General features: G+C 40.0%; 17 protein-coding genes. 16 read left to right on the forward strand and 1 reads right to left on the reverse strand.

The window, feature by feature from the left end:
* Positions 1–16: 16 nt before the first annotated feature.
* The 13 genes from FQ608_RS25145 to FQ608_RS25200 all read left to right on the forward strand — a co-directional run bounded on the left by FQ608_RS25145 (position 17) and on the right by FQ608_RS25200 (position 11,693).
* Entirely contained in the window at positions 17–1,204 is a 1,188-nt protein-coding gene (locus FQ608_RS25145; RefSeq protein ID WP_158861255.1) for a PepSY-associated TM helix domain-containing protein, read from the forward strand.
* 118 nt (positions 1,205–1,322) lie between these two features.
* A complete protein-coding gene (locus FQ608_RS25150) occupies positions 1,323–1,487 on the forward strand; it encodes a hypothetical protein (protein WP_158861256.1) in 165 nt (54 codons plus the stop codon).
* Positions 1,474–1,845, forward strand: a complete 372-nt coding sequence (locus tag FQ608_RS25155; RefSeq protein WP_158861257.1) for a type II toxin-antitoxin system VapC family toxin — start codon at positions 1,474–1,476, stop codon at positions 1,843–1,845. Before FQ608_RS25150 ends, FQ608_RS25155 begins: the two co-directional genes overlap by 14 nt.
* Positions 1,846–1,947: 102 nt before the next feature.
* On the forward strand, positions 1,948–2,088 hold the full coding sequence (locus FQ608_RS27675) for a hypothetical protein (RefSeq protein ID WP_234364390.1): 141 nt from the start codon (positions 1,948–1,950) through the stop codon (positions 2,086–2,088).
* 49 nt (positions 2,089–2,137) lie between these two features.
* Entirely contained in the window at positions 2,138–2,287 is a 150-nt protein-coding gene (locus FQ608_RS27680) for a PepSY domain-containing protein (RefSeq protein ID WP_234364399.1), read from the forward strand.
* Positions 2,288–2,618: 331 nt separating this feature from the next.
* On the forward strand, positions 2,619–3,680 hold the full coding sequence (locus FQ608_RS25165) for an alpha/beta hydrolase (RefSeq protein ID WP_158861258.1): 1,062 nt from the start codon (positions 2,619–2,621) through the stop codon (positions 3,678–3,680).
* Positions 3,681–4,136: 456 nt separating this feature from the next.
* The gene (locus FQ608_RS25170; RefSeq protein WP_158861259.1) at positions 4,137–4,364 is read left to right on the forward strand and encodes a hypothetical protein; all 228 of its coding nucleotides are present in this window, start codon (positions 4,137–4,139) and stop codon (positions 4,362–4,364) included.
* A gap of 325 nt (positions 4,365–4,689) precedes the next feature.
* Positions 4,690–4,986 carry a nucleotidyltransferase family protein gene (locus FQ608_RS25175; protein ID WP_158861260.1) on the forward strand — a complete coding sequence of 99 codons (297 nt, stop codon included), beginning with the start codon at positions 4,690–4,692 and terminating at the stop codon, positions 4,984–4,986.
* 263 nt (positions 4,987–5,249) lie between these two features.
* Positions 5,250–8,087, forward strand: a complete 2,838-nt coding sequence (gene rapA, locus FQ608_RS25180) for an RNA polymerase-associated protein RapA (protein WP_234364391.1) — start codon at positions 5,250–5,252, stop codon at positions 8,085–8,087.
* A 342-nt stretch (positions 8,088–8,429) separates the two neighbouring features.
* On the forward strand, positions 8,430–8,699 hold the full coding sequence (locus FQ608_RS25185; protein WP_262885540.1) for a DUF4160 domain-containing protein: 270 nt from the start codon (positions 8,430–8,432) through the stop codon (positions 8,697–8,699).
* A gap of 3 nt (positions 8,700–8,702) precedes the next feature.
* A complete protein-coding gene (locus FQ608_RS25190) occupies positions 8,703–9,014 on the forward strand; it encodes a DUF2442 domain-containing protein (protein ID WP_158861261.1) in 312 nt (103 codons plus the stop codon).
* 139 nt (positions 9,015–9,153) lie between these two features.
* The gene (dinD, locus tag FQ608_RS25195) at positions 9,154–10,020 is read left to right on the forward strand and encodes a DNA damage-inducible protein D (protein WP_158861262.1); all 867 of its coding nucleotides are present in this window, start codon (positions 9,154–9,156) and stop codon (positions 10,018–10,020) included.
* Between the two features lie 134 nt (positions 10,021–10,154).
* Positions 10,155–11,693, forward strand: coding sequence for an FG-GAP repeat domain-containing protein (locus FQ608_RS25200; protein ID WP_158861263.1), 1,539 nt, complete (start codon positions 10,155–10,157; stop codon positions 11,691–11,693).
* Between the two features lie 273 nt (positions 11,694–11,966).
* On the opposite strand, the gene FQ608_RS25205 is transcribed toward FQ608_RS25200, so the two are convergent.
* Positions 11,967–12,635, reverse strand: a complete 669-nt coding sequence (locus FQ608_RS25205) for a hypothetical protein (protein WP_158861264.1) — start codon at positions 12,633–12,635, stop codon at positions 11,967–11,969.
* Between the two features lie 416 nt (positions 12,636–13,051).
* On the opposite strand from FQ608_RS25205, the gene FQ608_RS25210 reads away from it, so the two are divergent.
* The 3 genes from FQ608_RS25210 to FQ608_RS25220 are packed head-to-tail and all read left to right on the forward strand — an operon-like array spanning position 13,052 to position 14,998.
* Entirely contained in the window at positions 13,052–13,279 is a 228-nt protein-coding gene (locus tag FQ608_RS25210; protein WP_158861265.1) for a hypothetical protein, read from the forward strand.
* 39 nt (positions 13,280–13,318) lie between these two features.
* Positions 13,319–14,506, forward strand: coding sequence for an MFS transporter (locus FQ608_RS25215; RefSeq protein ID WP_158861266.1), 1,188 nt, complete (start codon positions 13,319–13,321; stop codon positions 14,504–14,506).
* 15 nt (positions 14,507–14,521) lie between these two features.
* Positions 14,522–14,998, forward strand: a complete 477-nt coding sequence (locus tag FQ608_RS25220; RefSeq protein ID WP_158861267.1) for a GNAT family N-acetyltransferase — start codon at positions 14,522–14,524, stop codon at positions 14,996–14,998.
* The last annotated feature ends 263 nt before the right edge of the window (positions 14,999–15,261 follow it).

Consider the following 15,261-nt stretch of genomic DNA (forward strand, 5'->3'; position numbering starts at 1 on the left):
TTAAACCACTATCCCAATGCAAAAAGAAAAAGAATCAGCCTGGGCCTTTACCCGAAGATGGCTAAACGAAATCCACCTTTGGATGGGTATTGCCAGTGGAATCATCATCTTCCTGGTATGCCTTAGCGGCACCATCTACACCTTTAAAGAGGAAATTCAGGAATGGATGGAACCGGAGAGGTACACCATTGCCGAGATTCCAACCAGTCAAAAACGTCTTCCACTTGCAGAACTGATTGCGGTGGTGGGTCAGGGAACAGGTAAGGAAGTGGGCAGCATCACGATTCCCCACGATCTGGACCGCACCTTTTTGGTAAATGTGCGGGGTAAGGAGGAAAAGGGTAGGGGTTCCAATGTTCCCGTCAATCCCTATACGGGGGAAGTGACTGCTTCGGGCGACCCGGTTGGTGGGGAATTTTTTATGACCATGTTCCGGCTTCACCGTTGGTTGCTATTGGATACGGAAATTGGGCGGCCGATTGTGGGTTGGGCTACGATTATATTTACGTTGATTATTATCAGTGGGATGGTTATCTGGATTCCGCAGAAGGTACGCTACTGGAAGCAGGGTTTGCGCATCAAGTGGTCCGGCAACTGGAAACGGATCAACCATGACCTGCATAATACGCTAGGTTTTTACTCCGCATTTCTGCTGCTTGTGATGTCCCTGACTGGACTTTATTGGTCCTTTGACTGGTACAAGGAAGGGCTGTTTAAGGTTTTGGGAGTAGAGCAGGGTGGAGGCGGCAGAGGACCAGGACGAGCTCCGGGCCACGAGGAAGAAGTGGAAAAGGCTGCTATTCCTACTTTGGAATTAGAGATGTATTTGGAGGCCGGAGATAAACACTTGGATTATGACGGAACATACAGATTGACACTGCCCAAGGAGACGGATAGTGAAATCACCCTTTTCAAATCCAAGGTCGGTTTTTTTGCGCCATCTGCTTCCGATAAGGTTGTCCTGGACAAAGCCACCGCACAGTTGGTAGCCGTGGAGCGGTTTAGGGACCAACCTTTAAATCAGCGCATCGCCCGCTCTATCAAATCCCTGCATATAGGGGATGTCTATGGTACCTTTACGAAGATTCTTTATTTTATCGCCTGTTTGATAGCCACCACTTTGCCCGTGACCGGCACGATTATTTGGATCAACAAGATGCGGAAAAAGAAAAAGAATAAAAGAAGTACGGTGGCGGTTTCGTAGTTCTTTGGGTTTATTTTTTTTTCTGATTCGTCCTGCATTCCGTTTGGGGTGCGGGATTTTTTTTGAAAAATGAGTCGTTGTTCTAAAAACACGTTATATTTGATAAAAGCTCGATAATATGGTTACAATAATAAAAAAAGGAACCAAAAAGGAAGATTTCGATAGAAAACTTTCGGGACTCAAGAACATGAAAAGGTTCGATGCCCACAAATACTGTGGGATTATTACCCTCAAGGAAGACCCACTTGCAATTCAAAAAAAAATGAGAGATGAATGGGAATAGCATCTTTCTGGGTACAAATATTGTTCTGTACTTAATTTCCGGAGATAGAACTCTGGCGAATTTGCTTGATAATAAAACAATCTACATATCTTTTATTTCTGAATTGGAGCTTTTAGGCTATAAAGAAATAAGTCCAGAGGAACTGAAAGTAATTGAAGATTTTTTAACCACTGTTTCCATAATCGATATAAATTCTGAAATCAAAAGAATTACAACAGGATTAAAAAGGAACTACAAGATAAAACTTCCTGATGCGATCATTGCCGCAACTTCACATTACATGAACCTGCCTTTAATGACCTCAGACAAAGCTATGACTAAGCTTTTAGAATTGAATATCCTTCAATATGAAAAATAGCTGCTACGGTTAATACTGTCTATAAAAAATTGCATATAGGATACTTCATCGACCTGATTTTTTTATTCTTAATGTAGTTTTTGGACATTGAACCAAGTTAACATGTGCGTCCTTTACCGTGTCCTAGCCAGGGATACTGAAATCACCCTTTTCAAATCCAAGGTCGGCTTTTTTTCCCCTTCTGCTTCTGACAAAGTTGTCTTGGATAAGGCCACCGGACAGTTGGTAACCGTAGCGGTTTAGAGACCAACCCTTAAATCAGCGCATCGCCCGCTCCATCAAATCCCTGCATATAGGGGATGTCTACGGGACATTTACCAAGATTCTTTACTTTATCGCCTGCCTGATAGCCACTACCCTGCCCGTGACCGGCACCCTAATCTGGATCAACAAGATGCAGAACAAGAAAAAGAAGAAGCCGAGTAAAGTAGCTATTCCTTAAAGTTTCAGGCTTATTTGTTTTTTGATTTGACCTGCGTTCCTTCTGGGCAGCGGGATATTTGGTTTTGGGGGAAGTTAGAGTTTTGGTATGCTTCCAATTTCGAAGTGCCGAAGGAACTTGGCGAATCTTGGCATTACAACAAAATATCCAGAATAAGCAAGATTAGATCGACGAAATCCCTAATTTCGTATCTCCGATGTCCAAAATCTGTGAACAAAGGAGATGGATACGCAATTGATAGAGGGAGCTGCGTATACACAATTTTTTTACCCAATTTACCAATAACCAATTGTCTTATTATAATTTTAATTCTGCTAATATTTAATACAATATGAAGCCCATCTTTTTAATGATTCTGTTTATTGCATTGATCTCATTTAGCTTAGCGGCTCAAACAGTGCCTATTAACGAGGAAAAGTTTATTCCCATTGGCGGTATAGAACAGTGGGTAACCATTCACGGGGATGATAGTGCGAACCCTGTTTTACTTTTCCTTCATGGTGGTCCAGGTAGCACCATGAGTCAGTACGATGATACAATCTATGGATCTTGGAAAAAAGACTTTGTTTTGGTTTATTGGGACCAACGGGGTGCAGGAAGAACCTACGGCCGAAATGCCCCCGACACGGTAACTGAAGATTACTGGATCGAGAATCCACTTACAGTCGAACGAATGACCGCTGACGGAATTGAGCTTTCAGAGTATCTTATCAAGCACTTGGGAAAGCAGAAAATAACGATTGTGGGAACCTCTTGGGGATCAGTGCTCGGAGCGAGCATGGCCTTACAACGCCCAAATCTTTTCGCTGCCTATATAGGCCACTCCCAAGTAGTCAATGGAGCTGAAGGATTTCTTCATGCATTTAACACGGTGACCAAGCTAGCGCAGACTGCTAACGATCAGAAATCCGTGAGCGAACTGAAAATCTTAGGCCCTCCACCGTATGAAGATGCCAGGAAGTCGGGACAGCTGATGCGTATCATCAAGAAGTATGAGCGGGAGCATTCAACACCTGCCCCCGATTCTTGGTGGAAGCTGACAAGCGGCTATGACAATGACAAGGACGCCGAAGATAGGTATAATGGGGATGATTATTCATTTCTCTACTTTGCAGGTCATAAAAAAATGGGCATCAAATCTATGGAGGCTGGGGTGAATTTTATGAAGGAAGGTCTGCACTATAAAATTCCAGTCTACTTCATTCAGGGCGAGGAAGATATCTTGACACCCAAAGAGCTAACGAAAGCCTATTTCGACAACGTGGAAGCTCCGAAGAAGGAGTTCGTGCTTGTGCCAGGTGCTGCCCACGGACATAATCAGGCTGTAATTGAAGCACAATATAGAGCTGTAATAGCGTCTTTAGGATTGAAAAGTGATACTGCTGATAAATAAAAGATAATGCCTATTCTGCCCAATATAAAACAGACAGAGGCTCAAATACAAACTTCCAAGAACTAATCGACTGGAAAAACGCCAAAAACAGAAAAGATCTAAGCTCAAGTAATTATTTGGACAGTTCTACTTACGGTAATTGTACTTTCAATTTTACTGATAGGCTGGTAAAATTTTAATTTTATGTTAAAAATATTGTTTTTCTTTTTTAATTAGAAGAGTATATAAGATCTTATAACGAATCTAGCTCAGCAAAAATTTGATGAAAGGGTTTCGGAATTGAGTGTTTTTGCAATCAACCGGGGTTCGGCTCCGCTCACCCCTCTATTGCTGCTCCGTTAATCATGCGGATTTCGGAAGGGCTATCAACTAATCATATTAGAATATCAGTTCGGTACAATCATCCTAACTTGGAAAAATTGGGACTTCTTTTTAAATTTAGGAAAACTTGATTTTATGCGCACCCTTAATGTTTCTATTTCTGATTCAGAGTTTGATAGGTATGGTATTAAAAAGGACACTCTTACATTTAGTGAGTTTGTTGAACTCATAAGTAGGGAGTTGATGAGACAAAACATGGATAAAACCGTGGAGTTGGCCGAAAAATACGGATTTGCCTCAATGACAATGGAGGAAATAAACGAAGAAGTAAAAGCAGTAAGACGTGCAAAAAGTAATCGTTGATACGAATGTCATCGTGTCGTCATTAATTCAATGAATGTCAAGCAGACTTTATAATAACGGGAAATACCAACGACTTTACTTTTTCAGATTACAACGGGACTAAAATCGTCAGTCCAAAAGCGTATTGGGAAAACCATTTACCTGAGTAATGCTAATGGGAAATATTAACATGGGGTTCCGCTACGCTCACCCATAAAGGATAAAAATCATTTCAGCATATTATCAGTTGTCGTAAATTTGCAAACCAACTTCAATCCAAATGCTTAACATTGTGAACAAAAAAACCGATTAAGATTCGTAATTTAGGGATATGGAAATTAGCTGAATGACAACAAAGGATAACATATTAAAGAAACTTAAATCCAATAAACTCGAACTCACGAAATTTGGCGTTCGAAATGTTGGCCTGTTTGGATCTTATTTGCATGACGAACAGTCAAGCGAAAGTGATATTGATTTGTTGGTTGATTTTGAACCGGAAAAGGAAAACTTTGACAATTATATGGCTGTTTATGATTTTTTCGAAGATCTTTTCAAAAATGAAAGGATAGAAGTTGTGACTAAAAATGGGTTAAGCCCTTATATCGGTCCACAAATATTACGTGAAGTAAAATATGTCTAAAGATCCAAGGGAATTTCTCAGACATATTCACGAAGAATGTTTGTATTTGGTACATGTAAGTGAAAATTTACAGTTTGATGATTTGTTATCTGACGAAACCCTGAAACGTGCTGTCGTAAGAAGTTTGGAGATTAGTTCAGTTGCTTTTTTTTGAAAGGTAATATTGATGCGGTATCAGCATCTGCTGGTTTTGTAGTTATCTGTGCTGGTTGTGACTAAAATTTCCCAAATTCAAATTTGGGATTATGCTTGATTAAACAAAGATGACCCAATTAATAGAGAACTTTTCCCCCAGTCAAAGATATACCAGCAAAGGTGAACCGGAATTAGGAATTGGCATTCTTACCGAAATCGGCAAAGGAAAGGTAAAAATATATTTTCCCAGATCGGATGAAACCCGCCTGTACGCTATGGAAAGTGCACCCTTACTTCGGGTTGTCTTTAAACCTGGCCAGACAATAGCGGATACAAAAAAACAGACTTTGCTTATTCAGCGGGTTGAATTGGAGGATGATTTATACATCTATTACGGCAAAGACAGAAAAGTCTCTGAAGCCGATCTTGGTGATGTGACGGCAACACATGGTGTAGACGATAGACTTTTTATGGGAGATGTGGACTCTCCTCAAGCCTTTGCCTTACGCAGGGAAACGCTTCAACATGACTATACACGAAGATTGTCCCCTGTAAGCGGATTTGTGGGCGGAAGGATCGACCTTATTCCCCATCAACTATACATTGCGCATGAGGTGAGTTCGCGGTATGCTCCCCGTGTCTTGCTTTCAGATCAGGTTGGTCTAGGGAAAACCATTGAAGCCTGTTTAATTCTACATCGCATGCTGTTAAGTAGGCGGATTTCGAGAGTACTGATCCTCGTTCCAGAGTCGTTGGTACATCAATGGTTTATAGAAGTTATGCGCCGCTTCAACATGTGGTTTAGTATTTTTGACGAAGAACGATGCGCCTCTCTTGATGGCAGTGCTCCTGATGGCAATCCGTTTTTAGACGATCAACTGATTATTTGCAGTACTCAGTTTTTGGCCAATTCATCGATACGAACCCGCCAAGCACTTGCCGCGGGTTGGGATATGCTCGTTGTGGACGAAGCACATCATCTGGAATGGTCTGTTGACAAGGTAAGTCCTGAGTATGGCGTGGTGGAGTTATTGAGTAAAGTGGCGAAAGGATTACTGCTCCTCACCGCTACCCCAGAGCAATTGGGTGAAGAAAGCCATTTTGCACGGCTCCGATTACTTGACCCAAACAGATATGCAAGTTATGATGATTTCATAAAGGAGCCTTCTGGTCATAAAAACATTGCCACCATTGTTGAAAAGCTGCATGTGGGAAAAAGCTTGCAACCGAAAGATATCACGTTTTTGGAATCCCTTTTTTCAAAGGAAAGAGTAAAATCGGCAATAACAGGAGGAGATTCAGCCAAGGATAACTTAATCGAAGATCTACTCGATCAGCACGGACCTGGCCGGGTATTATTCCGAAACACCAGGGCTGCCATGACTGGTTTCCCAAAGCGAAAGCCACATTTGATCCATGTTGACTCAGCCAAAGATCCGGATCTTTGGATTCAACGTCTGACTGATGAATTTACCCATGATATGTGGCAGGGGGATAGCTCAATAAAGCAGGATTTTTATTTTCAAGACGACCCTCGGGTACAATGGTTATTAACCACACTGAAAAAACTATCTCCCGCCAAAGTATTGCTTATCTGCAAGAGCAAAGAAAAGGTGCTGGCTTTGGAAGAAGTTTTAGCCAAGCGTGCCAATCTGAAAGTTGGCGTTTTCCACGAAGAGCTAACTATCGTTCAGCGTGACAGAAATGCAGCCTGGTTTTCGGAATTAGACGGAGCTCAAATCCTCCTCTGTTCCGAAATAGGAAGTGAGGGACGAAATTTTCAATTTGCCCATCACCTGGTTTTATTCGACTTGCCGCTTCATCCCGAATTGCTGGAGCAGCGGATAGGACGACTCGACAGGATTGGTCAGACAGAAGACATACATATTTACATCCCCTACCTTGTCAACAGCCCGCAGCACGTACTTGTAAGGTGGTTTCATGAAGGCTTGAACGCCTTTGAAGAAAACTTGGAGGGTGGGAATGAATTATCGAAATTATTTAGTGAAAGACTGCTGACTCTATGCAAGTCCCAATCTTTGTCAGAAGTAGGTCCAAAATTGGAAGCACTAATTACCGAAACATCCATTTTTAAAAATGAACTTCAGAAGAGGCTTACTGACGGACGTGACCGATTGCTGGAAATGAATTCTTTTCGCCCGAGGATAGCGGAAAAGCTGGTTGAAGAGATTTTACGAGAAGATGCTGATAATACCCTTGAAACTTATTTCACAAAAGTCTTTCACCATTTTGGAATTGAAATGGAAGACCTTTCCTCCCGAACCTATTTTTCGCATCCTGCTTCTGAAGCTACCGAGGTGTTTCCTTCTATTCCGAAGGAAGGTATGGGCATTACCTTTGATAGAAAACGAGCTCTAAGCCGGGAGGATATTGGTTTCCTCACTTGGGATCATCCCTTGACCACAAGCTCTATGGATATGGTGTTGAGTTCCGGAACTGGAAGTTCGAGTTTTGGAGTACTACGTGGAACAAACAGCCCTGGGCTGCTCCTGGAGATACTTTTTGTTCTTGAAACAGCTCAAGGCCAAAACGTTTATGTAGATCGTTTTCTTCCCAGTACTCCGCTTAGAATTGTGGTAGATCATAGCGGTAAGGATGTGACAGATTTGTGGGCTGTAGAAACCTTTTACAAAAAATTGACTCCTGGGAAGATTGATACCCTGCTGGATAATCAAACCTTGATGGACACGGTTCTGCCCAATATGATTGCTGCAGCCACGAAAATTGCTGAACAAAGGAGTGAAATTGAAATAGTTGATGGACTGCAACGCATGAACCTTACGTTGAATCATGAAATAAACAGGCTAAAAATTTTACAGAAAAAAAACAAAAACATCCGCACTGAAGAAATTCAAATCGCTCTTAATGAGCAGCAAACACTGACATCGCTTATCAAAGATGCACGGGTAAGGATGGATGCGATTCAGCTTATTAGAAAAGAGTGATTTATTGGCAATTGTTGAGAGCCTTCGAAAAGTGGACATTCATGAATACCAGTTAGAGACAATTGGTTTTCCCTTACTTCTATAGGAGCCGACATGCGAGGGGTGAGCGTACCCGAACCCCCTCGAATTTCGACATTGTTCCTCTCTCGAACTACTAATCTACTTTCATTTTTATTTGCAATACACCGGGAACTTGACGAAGAAATTAGATGGCAAATAATCAACAACATTTTTAATTAGTTGAACAAATGATTAAATTTCCCTGCTTGAAATGTTTTTCGATTAATAGGGATTTAAGCGGGAGAAAAAACGCCAAAACTCTATGAATATCTTGGGATCATTATCTTTTTTTATGCTAATGAACATGAACCGATACATAGACATGCCAGGAGAGGAGAATATGAAAGTAAAGCCGAAATCATTTTAATGAATGGAAAGGTAGAGGAAATTGTTGTCTCCAATGTGGGAGGAAAGGATCCGTTGAAAGGAAATGAAGTGAAGAATTTGAAAACCTTTCTTAAGTTTTATGCAGATGCGATTGTACAGAAGTGGATTGATTATTTTGTTTATCACAGAGATGTGAATTTTGAACGAATTATCAAAAAACTGTAGCCTATGAGGATTATAGAAAAATATACTAACCAGCCTAGACAAGAGAACTTGTTCATTACAGAAGCCAATTTTATCGGTGATTTTGCTATTTGGGTAACCTTTAATAACGGGCAAAGCAAATTGGTCGATTTCAAGCCATTTCTTGAGAAAGCTAAACATCCAGCCCTACGAAAGTATTTGGAAGAAGTTCAATTTAAGAACTTTCAAATAAAAAACGGGAATTTGGATTGGAATGACTTTGACATGTGTTTTCCAATCAGTGATATTTTTCGAAACGCTATTTTGAAAGAAGAGAAAAAGGCCTGCAACAGCTAGATTATTTATGTATTGGGAGGATTGAAATGTCAAATGTTAATACCGACCAAAAAATTTGAAAATGGCAGTCCTGAGAAATAATAAACTGATAATCTACAACTTAGGTGGATTGAAAGAAAGCATTTAAAAATTCAACAATATGAAGTCAGAGGAGATTAGAGATTTATTTTCCCAATTTGAAGCAGCCGCATCAGAGGTGGAAGGTGTTGAGTGTTGGAGTGCAAGAGAGTTACAAAATTTGTTAGGATATAGCAAATGGGAGAATTTTGAGAAAGTTATCCAAAAAGCGAAGGATGCATGTAGGAATGCCGGGGAATTAAACGAAAACCATTTTCCTGACATCAAGAAAATGGTCGAGATTGGTTCAAAAACTGAAAGACCCGTGGACGACATTGCTCTAACAAGGTACGCATGTTATCTTATTGCTCAAAACGGAGATAGCAGAAAAGAAGAAATTGCCTTTGCGCAAAACTATTTTGCCGTACAAACGCGAAGAGCTGAGTTAGTTGAACAGAGGATTCTAGAATTTGAACGAGTAAGAGCTCGTGAGAAATTAAGTCAAACGGAGAGGCAACTCTCGGGAATACTTTATGAGCGCGGTGTTGATAACCAAGGATTTGAAATCATTAGAAGCAAAGGCGACCAAGCATTATTTAAATTAAACACTCAAATGCTCAAACGTAAAATGGGCGTACCAGTGAGCAGGCCAGTTGCTGACTTTCTTCCTACAATTAGTATAAAAGCTAAAGATTTGGCAGCGGAAATGACAGGATTGAATGTGCAAAGTAAAGATTTGATAGGACAAACAAAAATTGAAAAAGAACATGTTGACAATAATTTTGCTGTAAGAAAAATGCTAACGCAAAGAGGAATTGTACCTGAAAACCTGCCGCCCTCAGAAGATGTAAAGAAATTGCAGCGAAAGCTTGAAGGAGATGAAATCGAGCATGACGCAGGCGACGCACGGAGGGATGATTATAATTGCGAGATTCCATGTGGCCATTAAAAAACAATTATAAACACATGAAAAAAAGCTCTTAAAAGGTACTAAAAGGAAAAACTAATTAAAAGAGAGGTATTTTAAAATTTACCTTTCATTCCTTTCAAAATTGTATCCTTACAAAAATTGTCACATAATTAATGGCCTCCTTTCGTATCTGTATCCCCTTCGCCTTTCTTGTATTCCAATTTTCAATAGCGGTTCAAGCCCAAAATGAGCCATTGCTGAAAGGGAAAATCCTGGCGGAAAGTTACTGCAGCACCTGTCATTCCTATGCCCCTCCATCCCTTTTACCAAAAGAGATTTGGAAAAATAAAGTTCTCCCACAAATGGCCGCACTTATGGGCTTTAAGGAAGTTCAGGATAGTCTGCGGGTTTGGGACAATAAGTCGGATGAGGAAATTGCAATTATTAAAAGACTCGGTGTATATCCCCCGACAAAACAAATTAGTGTCGCCGATTTTCAGGCTATCATGGATTATTTTGATGCCGAAGCACCGACCGTTTTGCCGCCACAAAAGTCAAAGGATATCCCGGAAGTACTGCAGAACTTTACAGCAAAGACACTTTTCATAGACGGAATCAAAAGTCCAAAATCAAGCCTAGTGGCAATTAATGAGGAAAGGGGGGAAGTCTTTATTTCAGACGCCAGCACCAATCAACTCTATGTAAAAGTCCAAAGCGATGAATTGTTTACGCTTCCCGATATCTCAAGCCCGGCTGTACAATTTATCAAAAAGGCTCCCAATGTTTATAATTTCCTCACCATCGGTTCTATCGCTCCCAGCGATCTTTCGCAAGGTGCTCTTTATGAAATGGATCTGAATCTCAATGCATGGAATCAGGTTCTGGATCGATTATCGAGACCTGTTTACGGGATTTGGGAGGATATTGAAAAGGATGGAAAGTCCGATTTTATAGTATGTAACTATGGCCATAATGGAGGGAATATTTCCATTTATATGGATGGTAATCTATCATCAAAACCGATCCAACTGGGTGGCTCCGGTGCTAGGAGGGTTGAAGTTCAGGATTTGAATAATGATGGAAAACTGGATATAGTGGCACTCTTTTGCCAAGGAAACGAGCGTCTATCCGTTTTTTATAATAAGGGGAATGGTCAATTTGATTTTGAGAAAGTGTTGCTACAGTTTCCTCCTGTAATGGGTTCAAGTTATTTTGAACTGCATGACTTGAATGGCAACGGGAATTTGGATCTGCTAATTAGTAACGGGGATAATTGGGATTATTCATCCGTCCCCAAGCCCTATCATGGGTTCCGCATCTATGAAAATAAAGGTGATGGCAATTTCGAAGAAGCGTGGTTCTACCCCCAATACGGAGCGGCAAAAGCAATGGCACTTGATTTTGATGGGGATGGAGATTTGGACTTGGCCACGATCGCATTTTACGATGATTTGGAAGATCCTAAGCAGCAGTTTATTCTTTTTGAAAATTTTGGGAATATGACGTTCAAACCGAAAATCGTTCCGGAGGCAGCTTTGGGAAAATGGCTGACCATGGATGTGGGAGATATTGATGGTGACGGGGACATAGACATAGTCTTGGGTGCCTATGTGCATAATGCATTGGAGTATAGTAAACTGCTTATTCGAGGCATCAACGAAATTCCCAGTATCTTGATTTTGGAAAATAATAATATGGATAGAAAAAAGTAATTGGTCCCAACGCAAAGCGATTGCTCTGTAGCCGAAACCAATTACAATACTATTACTACCGCCCGCAACCGCTGTTCGACATTTGCAATGTCGAAAAACAGATAACTGGGATTTGCAATCCTAAACGGATTTTCTAGGTTTTAATGGAAATTCAAAATCCTTTTATTTCTCTTCCAAATAGCAAATTGCGAGGAGCTTTAGTTACGGTATACTGCAACCTACATAGATATGATAATGTTATTGGGTTTTGCTCAATACTTTCTAAGCAAAGATCTAGAAATGAAAAGCAAAACGGAGTGCTCTTATAGGAATTAAAGATAGGCTAAAACTTTGGGTGGTTCTTTTGTCTTCTTCGGTTCGCCCCTGGTTTTTGGAGTAGTTATTTTGGTAATTTTGATTAAACCCAGCGGAAACCCCTGATTCAGCCGAAATTGAAAAGTTTCTTGAAAAATGGTGCTTCATGCCTATAAAGCCTATGGATGAAAAATTGAAGTTATTGTTGTCTTGTATATTTACCGACCCCGAACTTTCAAAATTCTGCTCATTTCTTGATTCTGAAAATCCAAAACCCAGGTCAACGCCATAATATCCCATATTTCTGGGCGTGAAGTTCTTTTGCCATTCTTTTCCAACTGTTAACCCAATACCATTGCTTCGGGTATTTATTAAATTTATTTGAGCGACATCTGATTCTGTGGTTTGGAATTGGCTGTTTAAATGAAGCCCAAATCTTAATGCTGCGTCTTTATCATTTTTGGTTTTGTAATGCTTTCTATAGAGTAATGAAGCGGGGTAATGTCCATTGATGATGGGTAAAATATCGAGGGAAAATTCATGCTGGGTTTCAGCGTAATCATAAAGAGGTTTTTCAGAGGATTCCTGCGCAAAAGATTGGTTAAGGACCGCTGAAAGCAGAAAAAGGAAAATGGACAATTTCTTCATAAAGAATTTGATTTAGTGTGAATAATTAATCTAACAACGTAGGTATGATTTTTTAGTTTTTAAATTTTAGTTGAAAATATTTAACCGATTGTTAACCATTGGGTTAAATTTTCTCCATAGGTAAATGAGGGCCTTTCGGAGGCTGAAAAGCATTGAAGCTATGGTAAGCTTGAGATTATTGGGATCTTCTTTGGTGTTGAATTGACTACGTAAAACTATCTGCTTTAGGAATTTTCTCAAAATCGCATTAGTTTTAAAAATAAGAGAAATTTATTTTATGCGAATACTACAAAGCCCCTTGGGAACGAACCGAACAAGCCAAAATTCCATTGGTAACCAATGGATTTAAATAAGCCTTTTTCAATTGTTGGGAAAACAGCGATGATAATAATTTATGTAACTTTAAGAAAAAAATCATGGGAAACGAAGCAATAAAATTGGAACTTATAGAGTGGGTTACGCAGCTGGAAGACAAGGATATATTGTCATATTTAAAAGTTGTAAAAGACTCAAAGGCAATAAATAAAGATTGGTGGGAGTTCTTATCAGAATCTCAGAAGGCGGGAATTGAAAGGGGAATGGATGATGTAACAAACGGACGTACCGTTTCTCATGCTGATATGAAAGATAAATATGGCTTATGAATTGAGATGGTCGGATGAATCGGTCAAAAATCACTTTCAATGAGAAAAATCCTTCTTTTAATTGTGATTTACCTTGCGTTTATCAGCTTGGGCTTGCCGGACTCGCTCTTGGGTGCTGCCTGGCCATCGATGTATGAAAGCTTAAACACGCCGATTCATTTTGCGGGAATTATCTCCATGATTGTGGCGGCGGGGACAGTTGTTTCCAGCTTGTTTAGCGCAAAGTTCATCAACCGCTATGGAGTAGCTAATATTACTACCGCAAGTGTCCTAATGACTGCTTTGGCTTTGTTGGGATTTTCATATTCGGAATCCTTTGCCTGGCTATGCCTGCTTGCTGTTCCGCTTGGATTGGGTGCGGGATGTGTGGATGTGGCACTCAACAATTATGTGGCGATCCACTATCAGGCAAGGCACATGAATTGGCTCCATTGTTTTTGGGGAGTGGGGGCAGCAATAGGTCCTATGATCATGTCTTGGTATCTTGCTGCTGGCCAATCATGGACAAGCGGATACCATACTGTTGGCTGGATCCAAATTGGTCTAGTGGTAGTGTTGCTTCTTTCCATACCTTTTTGGAGCAGTAAGGCAAATGAACATCATGACAATGATAAGGAGAATCTGGAATCAAAACCCTCTTTCAAAGGACTACTTTCTATACCGGGTCTTAAATCCGCTTTAGCGGTATTTTTCCTTTACTGCACGATAGAAGCCACATTTGGCTTATGGGGAGCGAGTTATCTTGTAATCGTCAGGGGCTTTGAAGCAGAAAATGCAGCGAAATTGGTTTCTTTATATTATTTAGGCATTACGGCCGGCCGTTTTATTTCAGGATTTTTTACGTTGAAATTAAATAATCAACGCTTGGTTTACCTAGGACAATCAATAATTGCTTTCGGGCTTGTAGTTCTCCATTTGCCCTTCGAGATTACGTTGATTGCCGGGTTTTTTCTGATTGGGTTGGGTTGTGCGCCGATATTTCCAAGTTTACTACATGAAACTCCCCGCAATTTCGGCGAAAAAAATTCGCAGGCCATAATGGGCATGCAAATGGCCAGCGCTTATGTCGGTATCACTATCATGCCCTTGATTTTAGGCAAGCTAGCCTCCTATGTCGGTTATATGTCTTTGATTTGGTTTATCGGTGTTGTTTTGATTGTAAAGATTTATATGCATGTAGATTTGAATAGAAGGGTATTAAATAGAAAAAGGGAAGTCGCAAGTTAGGTACTATTACAGATAATGGACAATTTAAAAATATCAATTCGACCTTCAACTGTTGATGACTTAGCTCAAATCCAAAAAATCTTTGTTGAAACAATTTTAACTATTTGCAAGGATGACTACTCACCGGAGCAAATTCAGGCTTGGACTTCTTCAGTGGAAAACACGGAACGCTGGTTAGAAAAGTTAAATTCGCAATATTTTGTTGTTGCAGAAGTACCGGGCCAAATTGTTGGTTTCGCTTCGTTGGAAAATGATAATCATATCGACCTATTATTTGTCCACAAAGACTTTCAGAGACAGGGAATAGCAAACAAACTTTATTCTGAAATAGCAGAAGAGGCCTTAAAGAAAAAAGCAACAACTCTGAACTCAAACGTAAGCCAAACTGCTAGACCGTTTTTTGAAAATAAGGGGTTTAAAATAATCAAACGGAACACAAAATTAATTATGGGTGTAGAGATCTTTAACTACAAAATGGCTAAGCCATTTTAAATTAAGCACTTAACAAGCTCTAACCAAACAATATGATTTTGATATTGAGGAAGAACAATATCATATTGTTGTGGATTTAAAAAGTATTGAAAAGATTAAAATCGGATAGTACTTTTTCTTAAACTAAACCTGTCCGAGAACAGACGCTAGTGTACGAAAATGTTCATGCGATATTAGCTAATAACATTCGTAACAGGCCCTAATAGCACATTAAGTCTATGGTATAATTTTTGCCAAACTTTTTTTCGTAATTTTTAGATTTG

It is taken from the genome of Lunatibacter salilacus, from assembly GCF_009797935.1.
GTDB classification, from domain to species: Bacteria; Bacteroidota; Bacteroidia; order Cytophagales; family Cyclobacteriaceae; genus Lunatibacter; species Lunatibacter salilacus.